The 16,939-nt window shown below is 64.2% G+C and carries 9 protein-coding genes; 2 read left to right on the top strand and 7 right to left on the bottom strand.

What is annotated here, in order from left to right; all coding sequences use genetic code 11:
- Positions 1-13 precede the first annotated feature (13 nt).
- Both AC5RTT_RS02350 and glf read right to left on the bottom strand, forming a co-directional pair.
- Positions 14-2,038, bottom strand: a complete 2,025-nt coding sequence (locus AC5RTT_RS02350; RefSeq protein WP_494143852.1) for a glycosyltransferase — start codon at positions 2,036-2,038, stop codon at positions 14-16.
- On the bottom strand, positions 2,035-3,222 hold the full coding sequence (glf, locus tag AC5RTT_RS02345) for a UDP-galactopyranose mutase (RefSeq protein ID WP_494050826.1): 1,188 nt from the start codon (positions 3,220-3,222) through the stop codon (positions 2,035-2,037). The genes AC5RTT_RS02350 and glf overlap by 4 nt, the downstream gene beginning before the upstream one ends.
- 209 nt (positions 3,223-3,431) lie before the next feature.
- On the opposite strand from glf, the gene AC5RTT_RS02340 reads away from it, so the two are divergent.
- Positions 3,432-7,505 (top strand): FtsK/SpoIIIE domain-containing protein, encoded by a 4,074-nt coding sequence (locus tag AC5RTT_RS02340; protein ID WP_494143851.1) that lies wholly within the window; start codon positions 3,432-3,434, stop codon positions 7,503-7,505.
- Here the strand turns inward: AC5RTT_RS02340 and AC5RTT_RS02335 are convergent.
- Positions 7,466-7,951, bottom strand: coding sequence for a hypothetical protein (locus tag AC5RTT_RS02335; RefSeq protein ID WP_494143850.1), 486 nt, complete (start codon positions 7,949-7,951; stop codon positions 7,466-7,468). The genes AC5RTT_RS02340 and AC5RTT_RS02335 overlap by 40 nt on opposite strands.
- A gap of 231 nt (positions 7,952-8,182) precedes the next feature.
- Here AC5RTT_RS02335 and AC5RTT_RS02330 point away from each other — a divergent pair, with 231 nt between their 5' ends.
- The gene (locus AC5RTT_RS02330) at positions 8,183-8,431 is read left to right on the top strand and encodes a WhiB family transcriptional regulator (protein ID WP_009356837.1); all 249 of its coding nucleotides are present in this window, start codon (positions 8,183-8,185) and stop codon (positions 8,429-8,431) included.
- An 89-nt stretch (positions 8,432-8,520) separates the two neighbouring features.
- On the opposite strand, the gene AC5RTT_RS02325 is transcribed toward AC5RTT_RS02330, so the two are convergent.
- The 4 genes from AC5RTT_RS02325 to AC5RTT_RS02310 are packed head-to-tail and all read right to left on the bottom strand — an operon-like array spanning position 8,521 to position 16,880.
- The gene (locus AC5RTT_RS02325; RefSeq protein ID WP_494008730.1) at positions 8,521-9,987 is read right to left on the bottom strand and encodes a sensor histidine kinase; all 1,467 of its coding nucleotides are present in this window, start codon (positions 9,985-9,987) and stop codon (positions 8,521-8,523) included.
- 28 nt (positions 9,988-10,015) lie between these two features.
- The gene (locus AC5RTT_RS02320; protein ID WP_494143849.1) at positions 10,016-14,869 is read right to left on the bottom strand and encodes an NAD-glutamate dehydrogenase; all 4,854 of its coding nucleotides are present in this window, start codon (positions 14,867-14,869) and stop codon (positions 10,016-10,018) included.
- A 56-nt stretch (positions 14,870-14,925) separates the two neighbouring features.
- Positions 14,926-16,239 carry a CpaE/TadZ family protein gene (locus AC5RTT_RS02315; protein WP_494143848.1) on the bottom strand — a complete coding sequence of 438 codons (1,314 nt, stop codon included), beginning with the start codon at positions 16,237-16,239 and terminating at the stop codon, positions 14,926-14,928.
- Positions 16,236-16,880 (bottom strand): hypothetical protein, encoded by a 645-nt coding sequence (locus AC5RTT_RS02310; protein ID WP_494143847.1) that lies wholly within the window; start codon positions 16,878-16,880, stop codon positions 16,236-16,238. Before AC5RTT_RS02310 ends, AC5RTT_RS02315 begins: the two co-directional genes overlap by 4 nt.
- Positions 16,881-16,939 lie beyond the last annotated feature (59 nt).

The following is a 16,939-nucleotide window of genomic DNA, read 5'->3' as shown; positions in this document are numbered from 1 at the left end:
TGGACGTCGCAGCTCAGCTGGAAGTCGCAGCGCTCCTGGCGGCGGGGCCACCAACGTGGTCCTGCCCCGGGGCAGCTGCTTGGAAGGTCCTGCGCCAGGAGTCCATTGAGACCAGTTCCGGCAGGGCGGTTTTATAGGCCTCAGCGAGGTCGTCCCACTCTTTGTACAGCCGGGCATGCTGGCTTGCCGACTGCTTGAGCATCTCCCTGAGCTTCCGGGGGTCACGCTTATACCAGGACGCCGCGGTTCCCTCGGCATTGGACACAACCACGGAGTCGTAGTGCGCGATCCGGAACCAGCGGTTATCAATATGGGCAAGGTACGCCTGGGGGCGTTCCAGGGATTCCCGTGTCGGCCGCTTCAGTAGTTGCCGGGCCACGGTGGTGACTCCCCACTGGACCATATCCTTCTTAGCCGGCATTTGGATGTCCACCGAGGTGGACAGCCCGGCACCCAGTGCCGGAGGGGGAAATTCGTCCACGTCCTCCAGCATCTGCGCATCCGAGTAAGCGCCGCGGCGGGCCAGGATCTCGGCAAGCTTGCCGTGCAGTGAGGGATGGAGGTGCCCGGGGCCTGCCAGCAGGTCTGCCCTGGCGCTCAAGCGGTTATGGACCGTGAAGTACTGGAGGGATACGAGGTGCTTGACGTCTTCCTGGAAGGACTCACGAAGAACGTTGCCACCCTTTGGGTGGGGGCTGTGCAGCAGTGCGGTGATGAGCCTGTTGCGGTTGTGGAAGTATGCCTGCCATCCGACAAGATCGTCTTTGTCGATCCAGGAGATATGCCAGAGCGCCGCACCGGGCAGGGACACAGTCCGGAATCCCGCGGCTCGTGCACGCAGGCCATATTCTGAATCGTCCCACTTGATGAACAGCGGGAGGGGCAGTCCAACCTGCCGGATGACGGAGGTGGGAATCATGCACATCCACCACCCGTTGTAGTCGACATCGAACCGCCTGTGCAGCCAAGGCGTTTGCCGAAGGTTGGACACGCTGAAGTCGTGCCGCATCTGCATATCCCGGTGGGGCTGGCTTGGGGAGAAGCGGCGGGAATCTATCGTTTCACCCATCGAGTACAGGGTGCTCCGGCTGTAAAGGTCGAACATGTGTCCGCCGACGATCGTGGGGCTCTTGCACCTGCCCGAAAAAGCCATCATCCGCATGATGCTTTCCGGTTCCATGACCACGTCGTCATCCAGCAGGAGGACGTAGTCGCTGCCGTTTTCCACGCCTTCGTACATGCCGCGGGCGAACCCTCCGGAGCCGCCGAGGTTAGCCTGGTCGATGACGCGGAGCTTCTGACCGAGCAGGGCGGCTACTTCCGCAAACCCCGGCTGGTCGGCAACCTTTCGCGAGCCCTGGTCGACGATGATCACTTCCTTGGCGAGTTCCAAGGCTTCGGGATGGCCAGCCAGGGTCCGGACATTGGCCAGGCAAAAGTCCGGCTTGTCCATGGTGGTGATCTGGATTGTCGCCGTTTCCCCGGTCCTCACCGGCGGCGGGCCCTCCCACCGTGCCTCCTTGAGGACGAGGTCTCCCCCACTGGAGGCCAGATCGAACCAATACCACCCGCCGTCGCCAAACGGCCTGATGGACAACTCAAATTCGGTGCGCGCGTCATTCTCAACCCTGGCACCATCCACGCGTTGGATGGTGCCGCGGGCATTTGACTTGTAGACGGTAACGGATCCCCGCCCGGCCGTCTCCACCACCAGGCGGATGTCCCGGAGGTGGGTCCAGCGGCGCCAGTAACTGGCAGGAAAGGCGTTGAAGTATGTACCCAGGGAGAGCTGCTCCCCGGACCGCACCCGGACTGATTGGCGCGACAGCAGATCGTCCACGTGCACCTCGCGGGTATTGGAGCCGACGAGGTGCAGTTTCTGTTCAACGGGTTTGGGGTTCCTGGCGAACTCATCGCTTTCCTTGAAGCGAACCCCGGTTGCCGGGCCGGCATCCGCATAGAGGGACATAGTGTCCACCCCCGACTCCGGCGGGAAAATTACCCTCTGAAGTGTTGACCAGCCCGGCGCGGCACTCATGCGTCGACGCCTCCGCTTTCCAGCTTGACGCCGCTTTCGAAGTGCGGCCGGATCTTGTTGTCGAACATGCTCAGTGCCGACCCGATGGCCATGTGCATGTCAAGGTACTTGTAGGTTCCGAGGCGTCCCCCGAACAGGACGTCCTTTTCAGCGCCCGCAAGGTCGCGGTACTTCAGCAGCCGCTCGCGGTCCGCCGTCGTATTCACCGGGTAGTACGGCTCATCGCCCTTTTCCGCGAAGCGCGAGAACTCGCGCATGATGACGGTCTTTTCCGTCTGGTAGTCGCGCTCCGGGTGGAAGTGCCGGGGTTCAATGACGCGGGTGTAGGGGACATCGGCGTCGTTGTAGTTGACGACGGACGTGCCCTGGAAGTCCTCCATGTCGAGCACTTCCTCCTCGAAATCGATGGTGCGCCAGGAAAGGTCACCTTCGGCGTAGTCGAAGTAGCGGTCGACGGGTCCCGTGTAGACGACCGGGATGTTGCCCACAACCTTGTTCTTGCTGTACTCGTGCGACTCGTCAAAGAAGTCCGTGTTCAGGCGCACCTCGATGTTCGGGTGCTCCGCCATCTTCTCGATCCACGCCGTGTAGCCGTTGGTCGGCAGTCCCTCGTACTTGTCGTTGAAGTACCGGTTGTCATAGTTGTAGCGCACGGGAAGGCGCGAAATGATCCCGGCAGGAAGATCCTTCGGATCCGTCTGCCACTGCTTGCCCGTGTAGTGCTTGATGAAGGCCTCGTACAGTGGGCGGCCAATCAGCTGGATGCCCTTGTCGTTCAGGTTCTGTGGATCTGTACCGGCGAGCTCACCGGCCTGCTCCTGGATGAGCTCACGTGCTTGGCCCGGGGTCATGTTTGCGCGGAAGAACTGGTTGATCGTGGCGAGATTGATCGGCAGCGAGTAGACCTCGCCCTTGTGCACGCCGTACACCTTGTGGACGTAGTTCGTGAAGGTGGTGAACCGGTTGACGTACTCCCACACCCGCTCATTGGAAGTGTGGAAAAGATGCGCCCCGTAGCGGTGCACCTCAATGCCGGTCTGCTCTTCTTTCTCGCTGTAGGCATTGCCGCCGATATGGTGGCGGCGGTCGATGACGACGACCTTAAGGCCGAGCTCGGTAGCGGCCTGTTCTGCGATTGTCAGGCCAAAAAAGCCAGACCCAACGATGACAAGGTCAGCGGTCACAAAATCTCCTGGTTTGAATGCGGGCAGCGCAATGATGCGCATTGTCTGCTGTTCTAGCCTACCCGAGGCATCGCGGCGCCCGTCGAATCAGCGGCCGGTCACGCCACCGGCGCTCGGCACGCGTAGTTGTCCACATAGCTGCTAACGGCGGGGGTGGTACCCGGCACGTCTGGTTAGCGTGGAATCAACGGCAAGAAGGATCGGTGCTTATGAGACTGCACTGCACACTGGTGGGCGGACCCGGGTCCTGCCTGGCCCCCCACCCGCTCGAGCTGACGATCGAAGCCCCTGACGGCGTTCCAGGCACCCTGATCTGCCGGCAGCTCACGGAGAAATTCGGAACGGGTACGGTCACCGTCGCCGGTGAGGACCTGCAGTCGGCCAGGTTGGGGATCCCGCCCCTCGTCACAGGGGCAATACTGGTCGACGGCGGCACGGAACCAATGCGCCGGAAGCAACGGTTCCGTCCTTGCGGCGCCCATCCTGCCGGGCTTGTCCTTGCCGTCCACACTGGCGCCGGTGCCGGAACCGTCGTACCGCTGCAGCGCGGCGAATATACCGTGGGCAGGAGCAATACACGGATCGTCATTCCGGACGCTGAGCTTTCCCGGGAGCATGCGCGCCTTACGCTGACTGACCAAGACATCTTTATCGAGGACCTGGACAGCGCCAACGGCACCTACGTGGACGGCGGGAGGATCCGGTACTCGGCCGTCTCCACGGGATCAACCATCACGTGCGGTAATTCAACCATGTCCCTGATGTTCGCCGACGTCCCGATCAAGTCCCTGGCCAAGGCCGGAGCATCGGCACAGGAACCGATCGCTGTCCCGGGGAGGGCGGATGCGGGAAACCGGGCCGCCCTTCTTGTGACAGCCGCCCTCCCGCTGGCCACAGGCGTCGGACTGGCCCTCTTTACGGGCATGTGGATGTTTTTGGCCTTCGCTGCTTCCTCGGCGTTTGTCCTCCTGGTTCCCGTTGTTGCCGGACGGCGCCAACGGCGGGATACCGCCAGGGCAGTCAGGGAAGCGGTGACCCAGGACCGGGAAAGGCGCCTGGCATCCGGACCTTCGCTTGCGGTTATGGCCCTGGCCTTGCGGAATGGGACCAGGAAAAGTGCTTCCGCACCCGATGAAGGTGGCATATGGCTGCGGCTGGGCGAGGTGGCGCAGGACGCCAATATCGTAGCGGTACCGGCCGCCGCCCTCGATGTCCCATCCGTTGGCTCGGTCCCGGTTACCTTCGACCTGCTGCACCCCCGGACCGTCTTCCTCGGGACGAGACCACTCCGGGACGGAATGATCAGGTCCATCATCATGCAACTCTCGGGATATCCCCGGTGCAGGAGCACGCGGCTCATCATCTACGGGCAGTCAACGAGCCTCCCCCTGGCCGCACGGTATCTTCCTGATGTCGTCCTCATGGTGGCAGCAGAGGCCTGCCGAAGTTCCTTGAGGGAGGGATTCGCACCCGACTATGAGCACGGTGTCCTCCTGCTTGCAGACGCCACAGCTGACGGCAGGACGGCCGCCATACTCACGGAAGAAGCGCTTCGGCAGGGCTGGCAGGTCCTGGAATTCCATTCCAGCGCAGCAGCCGCCACACTCAACGTTGACGTCGTCCTGCACCACCACGGCTCAACGCTGCGCGGACAGGGAGAAGACACCAGGTTCGTGGCCGACCTGGCACATGACGAAGTCTTTGACGGATTTTGCCGGCAGCTTGCCACTGCCCCAAGCCGGCGGAACATTGGGAGGCAGCCAATCCCGCGCACCTGCGCCCTCGAGGATGTACTGCCATTGTCGCCCGCCCACGTGGCTGCACGCTGGGATTCGAGCATCCGGGATGCAGGCCTTGCCGCCCCGCTGGGACTCGACGCGGACGGGGCCAGGATGCTCGACCTCCAGGCCGATGGACCGCATGTGCTGGTGGCCGGCACCACCGGGGCCGGCAAATCGGAGCTGCTGCGCAGCCTCACCCTGGCCCTGGCACTCACCCATCCGCCCGACCGCATCAACTTCCTGTTCCTGGATTTCAAGGGCGGTTCCGGGCTCGGCCCGCTGACCGGCCTGGTCCACTGCGTGGGGCTGCTGACCGACCTGGACAGTGACGAACTGGAACGCACGCTGACCTCGCTGCGGGCGGAAATCCGGTTGCGTGAGGAAGCGCTGGCGGCCGCGCGGGTTCCGGACCTTGCCGGGTACAGGTCCACAGCGGAAGCCGAACGATTCGCCCTTCCCCACTTGGTGATCATCATTGACGAATTCCGTATGCTCGTCGACGATGCACCGGAGGTAATCCGCGAGCTGATGCGGATAGCATCCATCGGCAGATCCCTCGGTATCCACCTCGTCATGGCGACCCAGCGGCCACAGGGAGCGCTGACGGCTGATATCCGGGCCAACGTCACCTCCAGCATCGCCCTGAGGGTGCAGTCGGACATGGAATCCGTTGACATCATCGGTTCCAAGGAGGCAGCCGCCATCGGCGTTGACGCCCCCGGACGGGCATTCCTGGCCCGGGGCACGGAACCAGCCCGGGAGTTCCAGGCTGCAACAACCAATCTGGTCCGCCCCGGGACAACCCCGGACGGGACCATCACTGTGGAGCTCACTACGGACCATCTCTCTTCAGGCATGCCTGAGCCTGAAGAAGCGGAACCGCAGACTCCTGCGCAGGCCGTTGCGCCCCTTATCGCAGTGATTCGTGAAGAATGGGCGTCCCGGCAGGGAGTTGTGCCACGTGTTCCGGTCGCCCCTCCCCTGCCCACTGAGATCATTGAGCCTCTGGCGGATGCCACCGGGTACAGCCCATCTTCCGGCGACTCTGTCTGGGCCATCACGCTTGGAGCATCGGACCTGCCGAAGGCACAAGCTGTTCGTCCGCTCGTTTGGAGACCGGACGTCGACAGTCACCTGGCGCTGATTGGTGCCCCCGAATCCGGTACAGACGAAGCGGCGCAGCTGGTGCTTCGGGGTCTACTGGCCCACCCCGAACCGGCGCACTGCTACGTCCTCGACGGCACTGGATCCTTCAGTGATGTGGCCAGGCACCCGCGCGTGGGTGCTTCCACCGGTGTTCATGAGCTTCGCCGTGCCGTGCGGATCCTGGAACGTGTAGCCCAGGAAATGATTCGCCGGCTCAGCAGGCCCGGGGAGGGGGCAGTTCCCCTGGTGGTGGTGGTCTCCGGCTGGGGCTCGTGGGTGTCGGCCTTTAGATCGGGTCCCCTGGCGTGGGCGGAGGAGCTCATGCACGATGTGGTCCGGGACGGTGGCCGGGCGGGCATCACAGTGGTTATTTCGGGTGACCGTGAGCTGGTCAGCGCCAGGTTCTGCGGGGCTTTGCCCAACAGGCTCTACTTTCCCGCCGGTTCAAACCATGAGAGCAGGGCGGGCTGGCCCCGTCTGCCGTCCACGACGGCAATCAAAAGCAGGGCCGTGGCTTTCGGCCCGGCTGCAGGCCGTGATTCCGCAGTTTGCCAGCTGTTCCGGCTGGCGCCCGGCCGGAACTGGCCCGGCGGTCCGTCGGGCGTTGGCCCCACTGAACCACCGCCATTCCGGGTGGAGCCGCTGCCCCTGCGGATCTCGGCGCCGCAAGTGCGCGGCCTCCAAGCGCCTGCGGCCGGGCCTGTAAACGCTGCACCCGGACAGACGCCGCAGGACCTGCTCATTGGAGTGGGCGGGGACGAGCCTTCTCCTGTTTACCTTCGGCTGGCTTCCGCAAGTACCGTCGCCGTCCTCGGTCGGTCCGGCAGCGGCAAGACCAACACCTTGAAGGTGTTGGAGGAACTGAACCCCGGTCATCACTGGCTCCGCCCAAGCTCTGGAATACCGGAAGCCAACCCATGGGCCAGGGTACTGTCGGCTGCCCGTGCCGGCGACCTGCCCACGGATGCTGTGCTGCTCGCTGACGACGCAGACCTACTGTCGCCGGCCGCCATGCGTGACCTCTCGGAGCTGCAGGCACTCGGCAAGCCGTTGGTGTTGACTGCCAACTACAGTCCGCTGCTCCTGCAGCGGGTTCCGCCCGTCATGGGTTCCCGTGCTGCCGGAACGGCGCTGCTGCTTGGACCGGCGTCCGTTGCGGACGGCGACGCGTTTGGGGTGCGATTCGAAGTGGAACCGGCTCCACCCCCGGGCAGGGCGGTGCTCATCTCCGCAGGACGGGCCCGCGCCATCCAAGTGGCATGGGCTTCCGATGCCGGCATAAAGGAGCAGGCCGGCCACCGGACGGCTACTTCCCGTTACAATGCGGGCGGGGCGCTTCCGCTCCGGGATGCATAGCTGATGACCCTGTTGTGGAACAGGAGCAGGGTGGCCGTTACCGCCGGCACGAGCATCACCAGCCCGAGGGCGACAAGGCCGCCGGTGAGGGTGGGGAAACCGATGGTGAGAACGAACAGTTGGGCCACAAGGGCAGCCGCACGGGTCCAGCGGTACCCCCGGTAGAGGAAGACCGCCACGGCGAAAAGCCAGACAGCGAACGCAAGCAGGAGTACGAGAGTGAAAACCGCCCCCCACAAGGACAGGACAGGGCTTCCGGCCAGCAGTTGATAGCCATACCAGCCTGCCGCCGCCAGAAGGGCAGTCGCCTCAACGGCAACAATCAGCGCCACAATGATGGCGGCCGGCGGCGCACTTCCTCTTGCCCGGGCGCCATCGCGGCCGGATACGGGCTTCGCCCCCCTCGGGGAGGCCGGCGGTTCGGGATCTTCCGGGGGTCTTGACACACTGGCACCCTACCGGACATAGTCGGTCATTGGTGAGGGCCAGCATGGGCAGTGTGATGTATCGCTCAGCGTTACGGGGATATCGGGCGTTATTACCCCTTGTTTACACAGCGTTAACATGACAGGCTTGATTCAGATGACCAAGGGGGCCCTGCCGGGCCCTTTTCCTTTGTAGCTACTAGTGAATTATTTCACAAGAAGCACTTCCCAGAAATGGAGCAACTGATCAGCATGGATTGGCGTAACCGCGCAGCGTGCCTGGATAAGGACCCGGAACTGTTCTTCCCCGTGGGGAACACAGGCCCGGCCCTGCTACAGATCGAGGAAGCCAAAAGCGTCTGCCGCCGGTGCGAGGTCGTAGACACCTGCCTGCAGTGGGCACTCGAGTCCGGGCAGGACGCCGGCGTCTGGGGCGGCATGAGCGAAGACGAACGCCGCGCCCTCAAGCGCCGCGCAGCCCGCGCGCGCCGCGCTTCCTAACAGCAACGCAAGAGCCCCTTCCGCAAGCTGCGGCAGGGGCTCTTTCCGTTTAATACAAGCGGGCGCCAACTGAGGCACGCCTGCCACGTCTACTTGCCGGACAGGCTGAGCCGGATCTGTACGGCGGTGCCACCTCCCTCGCGCGGCTGCCACTGGATGGTGCCGCCCAGTTCGCTGGTCACCAGCGTGCGCACAATCTGCAGGCCAAGTCCCTCAACGTGGGGCGTGTCCGGCAGTCCCACGCCGTCGTCGGCGATCGTCACAGTAAGGTCCTCGCCGTCTTCCCCCTCGGAACGGTCCGCAATGAGCCACACGGTTCCCGCCCTGCCCTCCAGGCCGTGCTCCACCGCGTTGGTCACGAGTTCATTGATGACGAGGGCCAGTGGCGTGGCAAGGTCACTCGGCAGTTCACCGAACGTGCCGGACCGCTCGGTCCTTACCTGCTGGGAAGGAGAAGCAACTTCCGCGGAAAGCCTGAACTGGCGTCCGATCAGCTCGTCAAAATCGACGCTCTGGGTAAGCCCTTGGGACAGGGTCTCGTGCACCAGCGCAATCGTGGCGACCCGGCGCATCGCTTGTTCAAGCCCCTGCTTCGCCTCTTCGCTGACCATTCGTCGGGACTGCATCCGCAACAGCGCGGCGACAGTCTGGAGATTGTTCTTCACACGGTGGTGGATCTCGCGGATGGTTGCATCCTTAGTCACCAGTTCCATCTCCCGGCGCCGCAGCTCGGAGACGTCGCGGCACAGGACCAGTGCGCCGAAGCGCTGCTGTTCGTCCCGGAGCGGAATGGCCCGCAGGGACAGGCTGACTCCGCGGGACTCGATCTCACTCCGCCACGGCATCCTGCCCGTGACCACCAGTGGCAGGGTCTCGTCCACCATCCGCCGGTCCTTCAGAAGGCTTGCGGTGACCTCGGCGAGCGATCGGCCCTCCAGGGATTCCCCGTCACCGAGGCGCCGGAACGCGGAGACCCCGTTGGGGCTGGCATACTGCACCACCCCCTCTGCGTCGAGGCGGATCAACCCGTCCCCCACGCGCGGCGCACCGCGTCGTGATCCTGTGGGGGAGGCAAAGTCCGGCCACAGCCCGAGAGTGCCCATCCGCAGCAGGTCATAAGCACACTGCCGGTACGTGAGTTCAAGGCGGGAAGGCATCCGGGAGCTGGACAGGTCCATGTGCGTGGTGACCACTGCCAGGGTCCGGCCGTTGCGGACCATGGGCACGGCCTCCACCCGGAGTGCCATGTCGCTGCTCCAGTTTGTTTCGCTGGAGCGCTCGATAGCCCGGCTGTTCCACGCCTTGTCTACTAGCGGCTGCAGGTCCGACCGGATTCCCTCACCCACAAAGTCCCCGTGGAAGACCGTGTGGGTGGTGGACGGCCGGACGTGCGCCAGTGCGATGTACCCATGGTCCGGGTGGGGGAACCAGAGCGCCAGGTCAGCGAACGCCAGGTCCGCCACCATCTGCCAGTCCCCCACCAGCAGGTGCAGCCACTCGGCATCGCCCGGCCCGAAATCAGCGTGTTCCCTGATGGGGTCCGTAAAGATTGCCACTGCACCTCCATTTGCGACGCCGGATTGGCTAGCGTCGGACGATTGACCTCAAGAGCCTCAATGCTACCGACAGTGAGGCCATATCGTCCGACTCGAGGGCGTTCACCTCGTCGAACATGCTCTTCGCCCGTCCCAGCTGCTCGGCGTTCCGCGCCTCCCATTCCTTGAGGCGCGCCTCCGGCGAGTCACCCGGCTCTGTAGCGTCCAGCACCGCCGTCGTCATATCCGAAACTGTGGAATACAAGTCGTCGCGCAGTGCCGCCCTGGCCAGGGCCTGCCACCGGTCCTGCCGGGGAAGGCTGCTGATCCGTTCCAACAGCGAGTCTGCATGGAAGCGGTTGAACACGGTGTAGTAAACGGCAGCAATCTCCTCCACCGGTTCCTTCCGGGCCCGGGCTATCTTGGCGATATCCAGCAGCACGAAGCTCTCAAAGAGCTCGGCCCACCGCAGTGCAAGCCCTTCCGGAAGTTCCCATTCACGCCCTGTTTCAAGCCAGCCGGCAACCCGTTTCCGGTCATCACCGCGCAGGTAGTCCAGCAGACGGGCACGCATGGGATCCATCAGCGGCTTGAACTCTGCCACCACATCCGCAATCGGCTGGGAAATGGACCCCTGGGTGAGGAGCCACCTGACCGCCCGGTCCAGAAGGCGCCGGATGTCGAGGTGCACGGTGCTCCAGTGCTCCGTCGGGAACGATGCAGGCAGGCTGTTGAGCTCCCCGACCATAGAATCCAGTTCGTAGATTTCCCGCAGCGCCACAAACGCCTTGGCGACAGCAACTTCACTGGCCGAGGTCTCTTCCATGACCCGGAAGGCGAAGGTGATGCCTCCTAGGTTGATGATGTCGTTGGCCACCACCGTCGCGATGATTTCGCGGCGCAGCGGGTGGGTGTCCAGTTCGGCGTCGAAGCGCTCGCGCAACTGCCGGGGGAAGTAGTCCCGCAGCGTCTGCCGGAACCAGGGGTCGTCGGCAAGCTTGCTGTCCCGGAGTGCGGACGTCAGTTCGATCTTCGCGTACGCTGCGAGGACCGAAAGCTCAGGGGACGTCAGCCCCTGGCCTTGCTGCAGCCGCTCGTGCAGTGACTCCGTGGTGGGCAGCGCCTCGAGGTCCCGCTTCAGGTCGGCTTTCTTTTCCAGCCAGTCCATCAGCCGCTCGTAGCTAGGGCTCCACTCGGCCACCTTGGTCCGGTCATTCAGCAGCAGGATGTTCTGGTCGATATTGTCTTCCAGCACCAGACGGGCGACTTCATCGGTCATCGAGGCGAGGAACGCGGGCCGTTCCTCCGGGGAGAGCTTGCCCGCCGCAACCATCCGGTCGACAAAGATCTTGATGTTGACCTCATGGTCGGAGCAGTCCACGCCGGCGGAGTTGTCGATGGCGTCGGTATTGAGGATCACCCCTTGCAATGCGGCTTCGATTCGGCCGCGCTGGGTCATGCCGAGGTTTCCACCTTCGCCCACCACCTTGACGCGCAGGTCCCGGCCGTCAACCCGGATGGCGTCGTTCGCCTTGTCCCCCACCGACGCGTTGGACTCGGTGCTGGCCTTGACGTAGGTCCCGATGCCACCGTTGTACAGCAGGTCGGCGGGGGCCAGGAGGATCGCCCGCAGGAGTTCCGGCGGGCTGAGTTCGGTCGTCTCGGCAGGAAGCCCCAGCGCTGCGCGGACCGGCGGCGATACCGGAATTGATTTAGTCTGCCGCGGGAAGACACCGCCGCCCTCGCTGATGAGCGATTTGTCGTAGTCGTCCCAGGACGACCTCGGCAGTTCGAACAGCCGCTGACGTTCCACGAACGAGGCCTCCTCGTCCGGGTTGGGGTCCAGGAAGATGTGGCGGTGGTCGAAGGCGGCCACCAGGCGGATGTGCCGTGAGAGCAGCATCCCGTTGCCGAAGACGTCACCTGACATGTCGCCGACGCCTACCACCGTGAATGGCTGGGTTTGGGTGTCCAGGTCGAGTTCGCTGAAGTGGCGCTTCACGGATTCCCAGGCACCGCGGGCAGTGATGCCCATGGCCTTGTGGTCGTATCCCACGGATCCCCCGGAGGCGAAGGCGTCGCCAAGCCAGAAACCGTATTCCGCGGCCAGCCCGTTTGCGATGTCGGAGAACGTGGCCGTTCCCTTGTCTGCAGCCACCACGAGGTAGGAATCGTCGTCGTCGTGCCGGACAACGTTCGACGGCGGCACGAGCCTTTCGCCGTCGCTTTCCGTCACGAGGTTGTCGGTGAGGTCGAGCAGGCCGCTGATGAACGTCTTGTAGCTCTCGACCCCCTCAGCCATCCAGGCGGCCCGGTCCACGGCGGGGTCCGGAAGCTGCTTGGCGAAGAATCCGCCCTTCGCACCGGTGGGCACGATGACGGCGTTCTTGACGGTTTGCGCCTTCACCAGGCCCAGGACCTCGGTGCGGAAGTCCTCCCGGCGGTCCGACCACCTTAGCCCGCCGCGGGCAACCTTGCCGAAGCGGAGGTGGACACCTTCCACCCGGGGTGCGTAAACCCAGATTTCGAACATGGGCCGCGGGAACGGCAGCCCGTCGATCCGGGAGGGATCAAGCTTAAAGCTCAGGTGCCGCTTGTCCTGGTAGTAATTGGTCCGCAGTGTGGCCTCGATCAGATTTGCAAACGTGCGCAGGACCCTGTCGGCGTCGAGCGTAGCCACCTTCTCGATCGAGGCAGCGAGCTCCTGCCGCACGGTCTCCTGGGCGTCCGCCCGCTCGGCGTCGTTGAGGTCCGGGTCGAAGCGCGCAGCAAACAGCGCGCTCAGGCCCCTGGCGACGTCCGGGTTGGCCAGCAGGGTATCCGCCATGAAGCCGAAGGAGTTGCTGTTTCCCATTTGCCGCATGTACCGGGCGTATGCGCGGAGCATGGTGACCTGCCGCCAGTGCATGCCCTCACGGAGGACAAGCCGGTCAAACGCATCCGATTCGGCGGCCCCTGTCACTGCGGCGCTGAACGAATCGGCCAGCAGTTCGCCGGTGGACACGGGATCCACACCCGCCGGGTACTTCAGCCCCAGGTCGTACAGGAAGAAGTCACGGCGGTCCGCGGTTTCAATCTCGAACGGGCGCTCGTCGAGGACTTCAAGCCCCAGGTTGTGGAAGTAGGGCAGGATCTGGCTCAGGCTCTTGGGCTCGAGCATGTAGAGCTTCACACGGGCGTCCTCTTCGAGCGTCGCCCCTGCCCCTTCGGGAAGGTAGACGTGGACACCGGGCCGTTCCTGGCGGGCTCCCACCGCACGTTCGGCGGCCGCACCATATTTCTCGAAGCGGGCGATGTCCTCCAGGGCATCCTCCACCTCGTAATCCACCCGGTAGCTTGCGGGGAAGGCTTCAGCCCAGATCGCGGCGAGCTCCTTGGCTTCCTCGGCATCCCGCCCCTCACGCAGGACCTCGGCGATGCCTTCACTCCAGGAGCGGGCCGCCCGGACCAGCCGTTTCTCGAGTTCGGCGGTGTTCACGTGGCTGACGTCCGCGTTCTTGGGCAGGCGGATGCGGAAGAACAGGCGTGCGAGTGCCGACTCGGTCATGCGTGCCTCGTAGTCAATGGACACGGCCTGGAACGTTTCGCGCAGTTCCTGTTCAATGCGGAGCCGGACGTTGGTGGTGTACCGGTCGCGGGGAAGGTAGACGACGGCGGACATGAACCGCCCGTAAATGTCCGGCCTCAGGAACAGCCGGGTCCTGCGGCGCTCCTGCAGTTTTTGGATGCCCAGGGCAGTTGCGGCCAGGTCAGGGATTTCAATCTGGAAAAGTTCGTCGCGGGGGTAGGTTTCCAGGATTCCCAGCAGGTCCTTGCCGGAGTGGGAGTCAGGCGGGAAGCCGGCGCTGCGCAGGACGGCGTCCACTTTCTCGCGGACAATCGGGATGTTCCGGACGGAGCCGGTGTAGGCGCTGGTGGCAAAGAGTCCGATAAATCGGCGCTCGCCGTTGACGTTGCCGGCGGCGTCGAAGCTCTTGACCCCGATGTAGTCCAGGTAGGCGGAGCGGTGGACGGTGGAGCGGGAGTTGGCCTTGGTGATGACAAGGGCCCGCTTTTCCCGCGCCTTCTTCCGCCCCGTGTCGGTGAGGTGCTGGATGTGCGGTGAGTCGGCGGCCGCGCGCAGGAGCCCCAGCCCGCTGTCCTCGCGCAGCTCAAGGACATCCTCGCCGTCCACATTGATGAGGTCGTACTCCCGGTAGCCCAGGAAGGTGAAGTTGCCGTCGTCCAGCCAGCGGAGGAGGTCCTTCGCCTGCCGCAGCTCGGCGATCTGAGCCGGGTTTGCCACCTGGTCCAGGCTCTCGGAGATCTGGCGGGCCTTCTGGCGCATTTTCGGCCAGTCCTCCACGGCAGCCCGCACATCATTAAGGACGCGGTTGAGGCCCTCCAGCAATGAAGTCTTGGCTTCTTCGGATACGCGGTTAATTTCGACGGCGATCCAGGACTCCATGTGTGAGGCGTCTTCGCCCTGCGCAATGAGGTGGGACAGGCTGGGCATCGCCGCCGTATCACCGCTGGAGATTCCGATGTGGGACGGGACCCTGTTCACTTTGACCAGGTTTCCGTTTTCCCTGTTGCGGGTGGCCACGATCAGGGGGTGGACCACCAGCTTGATTGCGGCGTGCTGGCGGACAAGTTCCGCGTTAACCGAATCAACCAGGAACGGCATGTCGTCCGTGACCACGAAGACGACACTGCTGTCTTCCTCGTCGATGATGGCGGTTTTCGCCTGGCCGGGCCGCCGTACAGCCGCAACCTCACGGTGGTTCTCTGCCCGGGCGACGAGTATATCGCGGGGATAACTCCGCGCGTCCTCCTCGGCCAGATGCTGGTAGTAGTCCCCAATGAAGCCCTCAGCGCCTTCAATGGAAAGTGGCTGATCCTCCACGCTGGATCCCGACGACATCGACACACGCCTCCATCACAAGTTTTTGCCGCTCCATTGCAGCTCTTATGGCGAGCCTAGTCCTTTACCCGGCGCCGTGCTGTGGAAGAAAAAACAGAGGATCTGGACTTTTGCTGGTCAGGTGCACAAACGAGCCTCCGCACTGCACGGCGAAGCATCGACTCGGGTGCCGCCTCAAGCAGCAGTGAACCTGACAGGAGGGCTGCGTCCGCAGCTGCGGGGTCATAGGGAAGGAACTCCTTGAGGGCAGCCGCCGGGCCAAACCTCTCCCAGGCGTCACGCAACTGCCGTTCGGGATTCCTGCCCACAGACGATGCACGTACCTTGTTCATCACCACAACCGGAGAGGCCTGCGGCACTGCGGCCTCAAGTTCCGCAAGCCCACGCACCAGGCGGGGCACTCCCACCGGATCCGCGGCGCCGACCGCATAAATTGTGTCGGCCAGCTCGAGCGGACGCAGTGTGGCGGCATTGCGGCGGGGGGCCATGGTGTCGAAGCTGAGTTCCTCATCTGCTTCGAGGCAAAAGCCGGTATCGACAATGATGGCGTCAGCGTTCCGGCGTGCCCGCTCCAGGACCAGCGCAAGGGCGGGCGCCCGAAGCTCGGTCCACCGGTCTGCCCGGGTAATGCCCGTCAACACCCTGAAGGTGCCGGAAGCAGTGGCAACGGGGGTGGCAATCCGTGCCAGGGCGGCATCGTCCAGCCTCCCCTGGTCGGCCAGCCTGCAAGCCTGCGCCAAGCCGGCTGATTCATCCAGCAAACCCAGCACGGCGGCGATACTTGCTCCGTAACTGTCGGCATCAATGAGGAGCACCTGTTGCCCGTCCGCGGCCAGCTCGCCGGCGATGTTGGCCGCGAGGGTGGTGCGTCCCGGAGACCCTGCCGGACCCCACACGGCAATAATCCGTCCTGCCCCCGGGCCCTCGGGAGAAGTTGCGGGTGTGTCAGCCGGCTCCGCCTGGAGGGCTGCGCCGGTGTCCGCCAGGGAGGAGGTACGGCCGGAGGATCGCCGGCCTGCAGTCGTCAATTGCTCTACTGCCTCCGCGATCCGCCGGGACAACTCAGCTGATTCCACCCCGGACAAAGCACAGGAGACGCCGATTTTCCGCAGCCTGGCGGCTTCTTCGGCATTATCCGTCAGCGCGATGATGGCGACTCCCACGGCTTCAAGCCTGTCCACGAGCGAAGCCGTCAATCCCTCACTGCCATCCGCAACCACAGCAGCCCGCGCCAGCCCGCTTTGGCATGCGGCCAGCAGTTCCGGGAGTTCGGCGCATCTCCTGACGACCGTTACAGGGCCGTGCAGCCGTTCAAGTCCGCCCACCAGATCCTCCCGGCTCTGGCCTACGGTGACCACCGGAATGCTCATCTCGTGCCGCCACCCGGATTCCAGACAACCGAAATCTTGGCTTCGTTGGCCTGCGCGCCGAGCAGAGCCGGCATCTGGCCGTCCTCCACGAGGACCATAAGCACCGTTGTCTTGGTGGAGCCGAGCGCAGAGGAACCTTCTGCCACCTCAGCTATCTCAGCTCCGGGAAGAAGGAGCTTTGGCTCGCTGAAGCCGTTCTTCGCATCCGGCTGGGCTACCCAAACGTCTACCCTGGCACCAGCTACCGCCTGCGACGGAAGGGTCTCCTCGATGCTGATAGCCACCGGTTTGCGGTCAAGGTCATCAACTTCACCAAGGCTTGCCCGGGGTACAAGCTGGTCCTTGCCGATCCGCTGCACGGCCACCACCCCTTCCGGCAAACCGGATTCAACGGGGATGTAATGCTGCTCGGTTTCGCCTAGCCGGACCTTGGCCCGGACAACGTTTTCAGGGGTCAGCTCCTCTCCCACTGCGATGCCGTCACGGGCCGCGTAGACCTCCGTGGTCCGGTCCGCACTATTGATCAGGAAAACCACCCCTGCCACGGACACCAGGACCAGCACTATGCCCATCAGCAGGCGGGGATCCTTCCAGGAGGGGCGCCTCAGGCGCGCAGCCGTGGCCGTCGATTCTGGAACCATGCCGTATCTCCCCCTGGTAGCGCCGGCACCCCCGTTGCGGCCGGACACCTCATTGTTGC

This window comes from Arthrobacter sp. Y3221157 (genome assembly GCF_059089865.1).
This window is presented reverse-complemented; position numbering and strand designations above follow the sequence as displayed.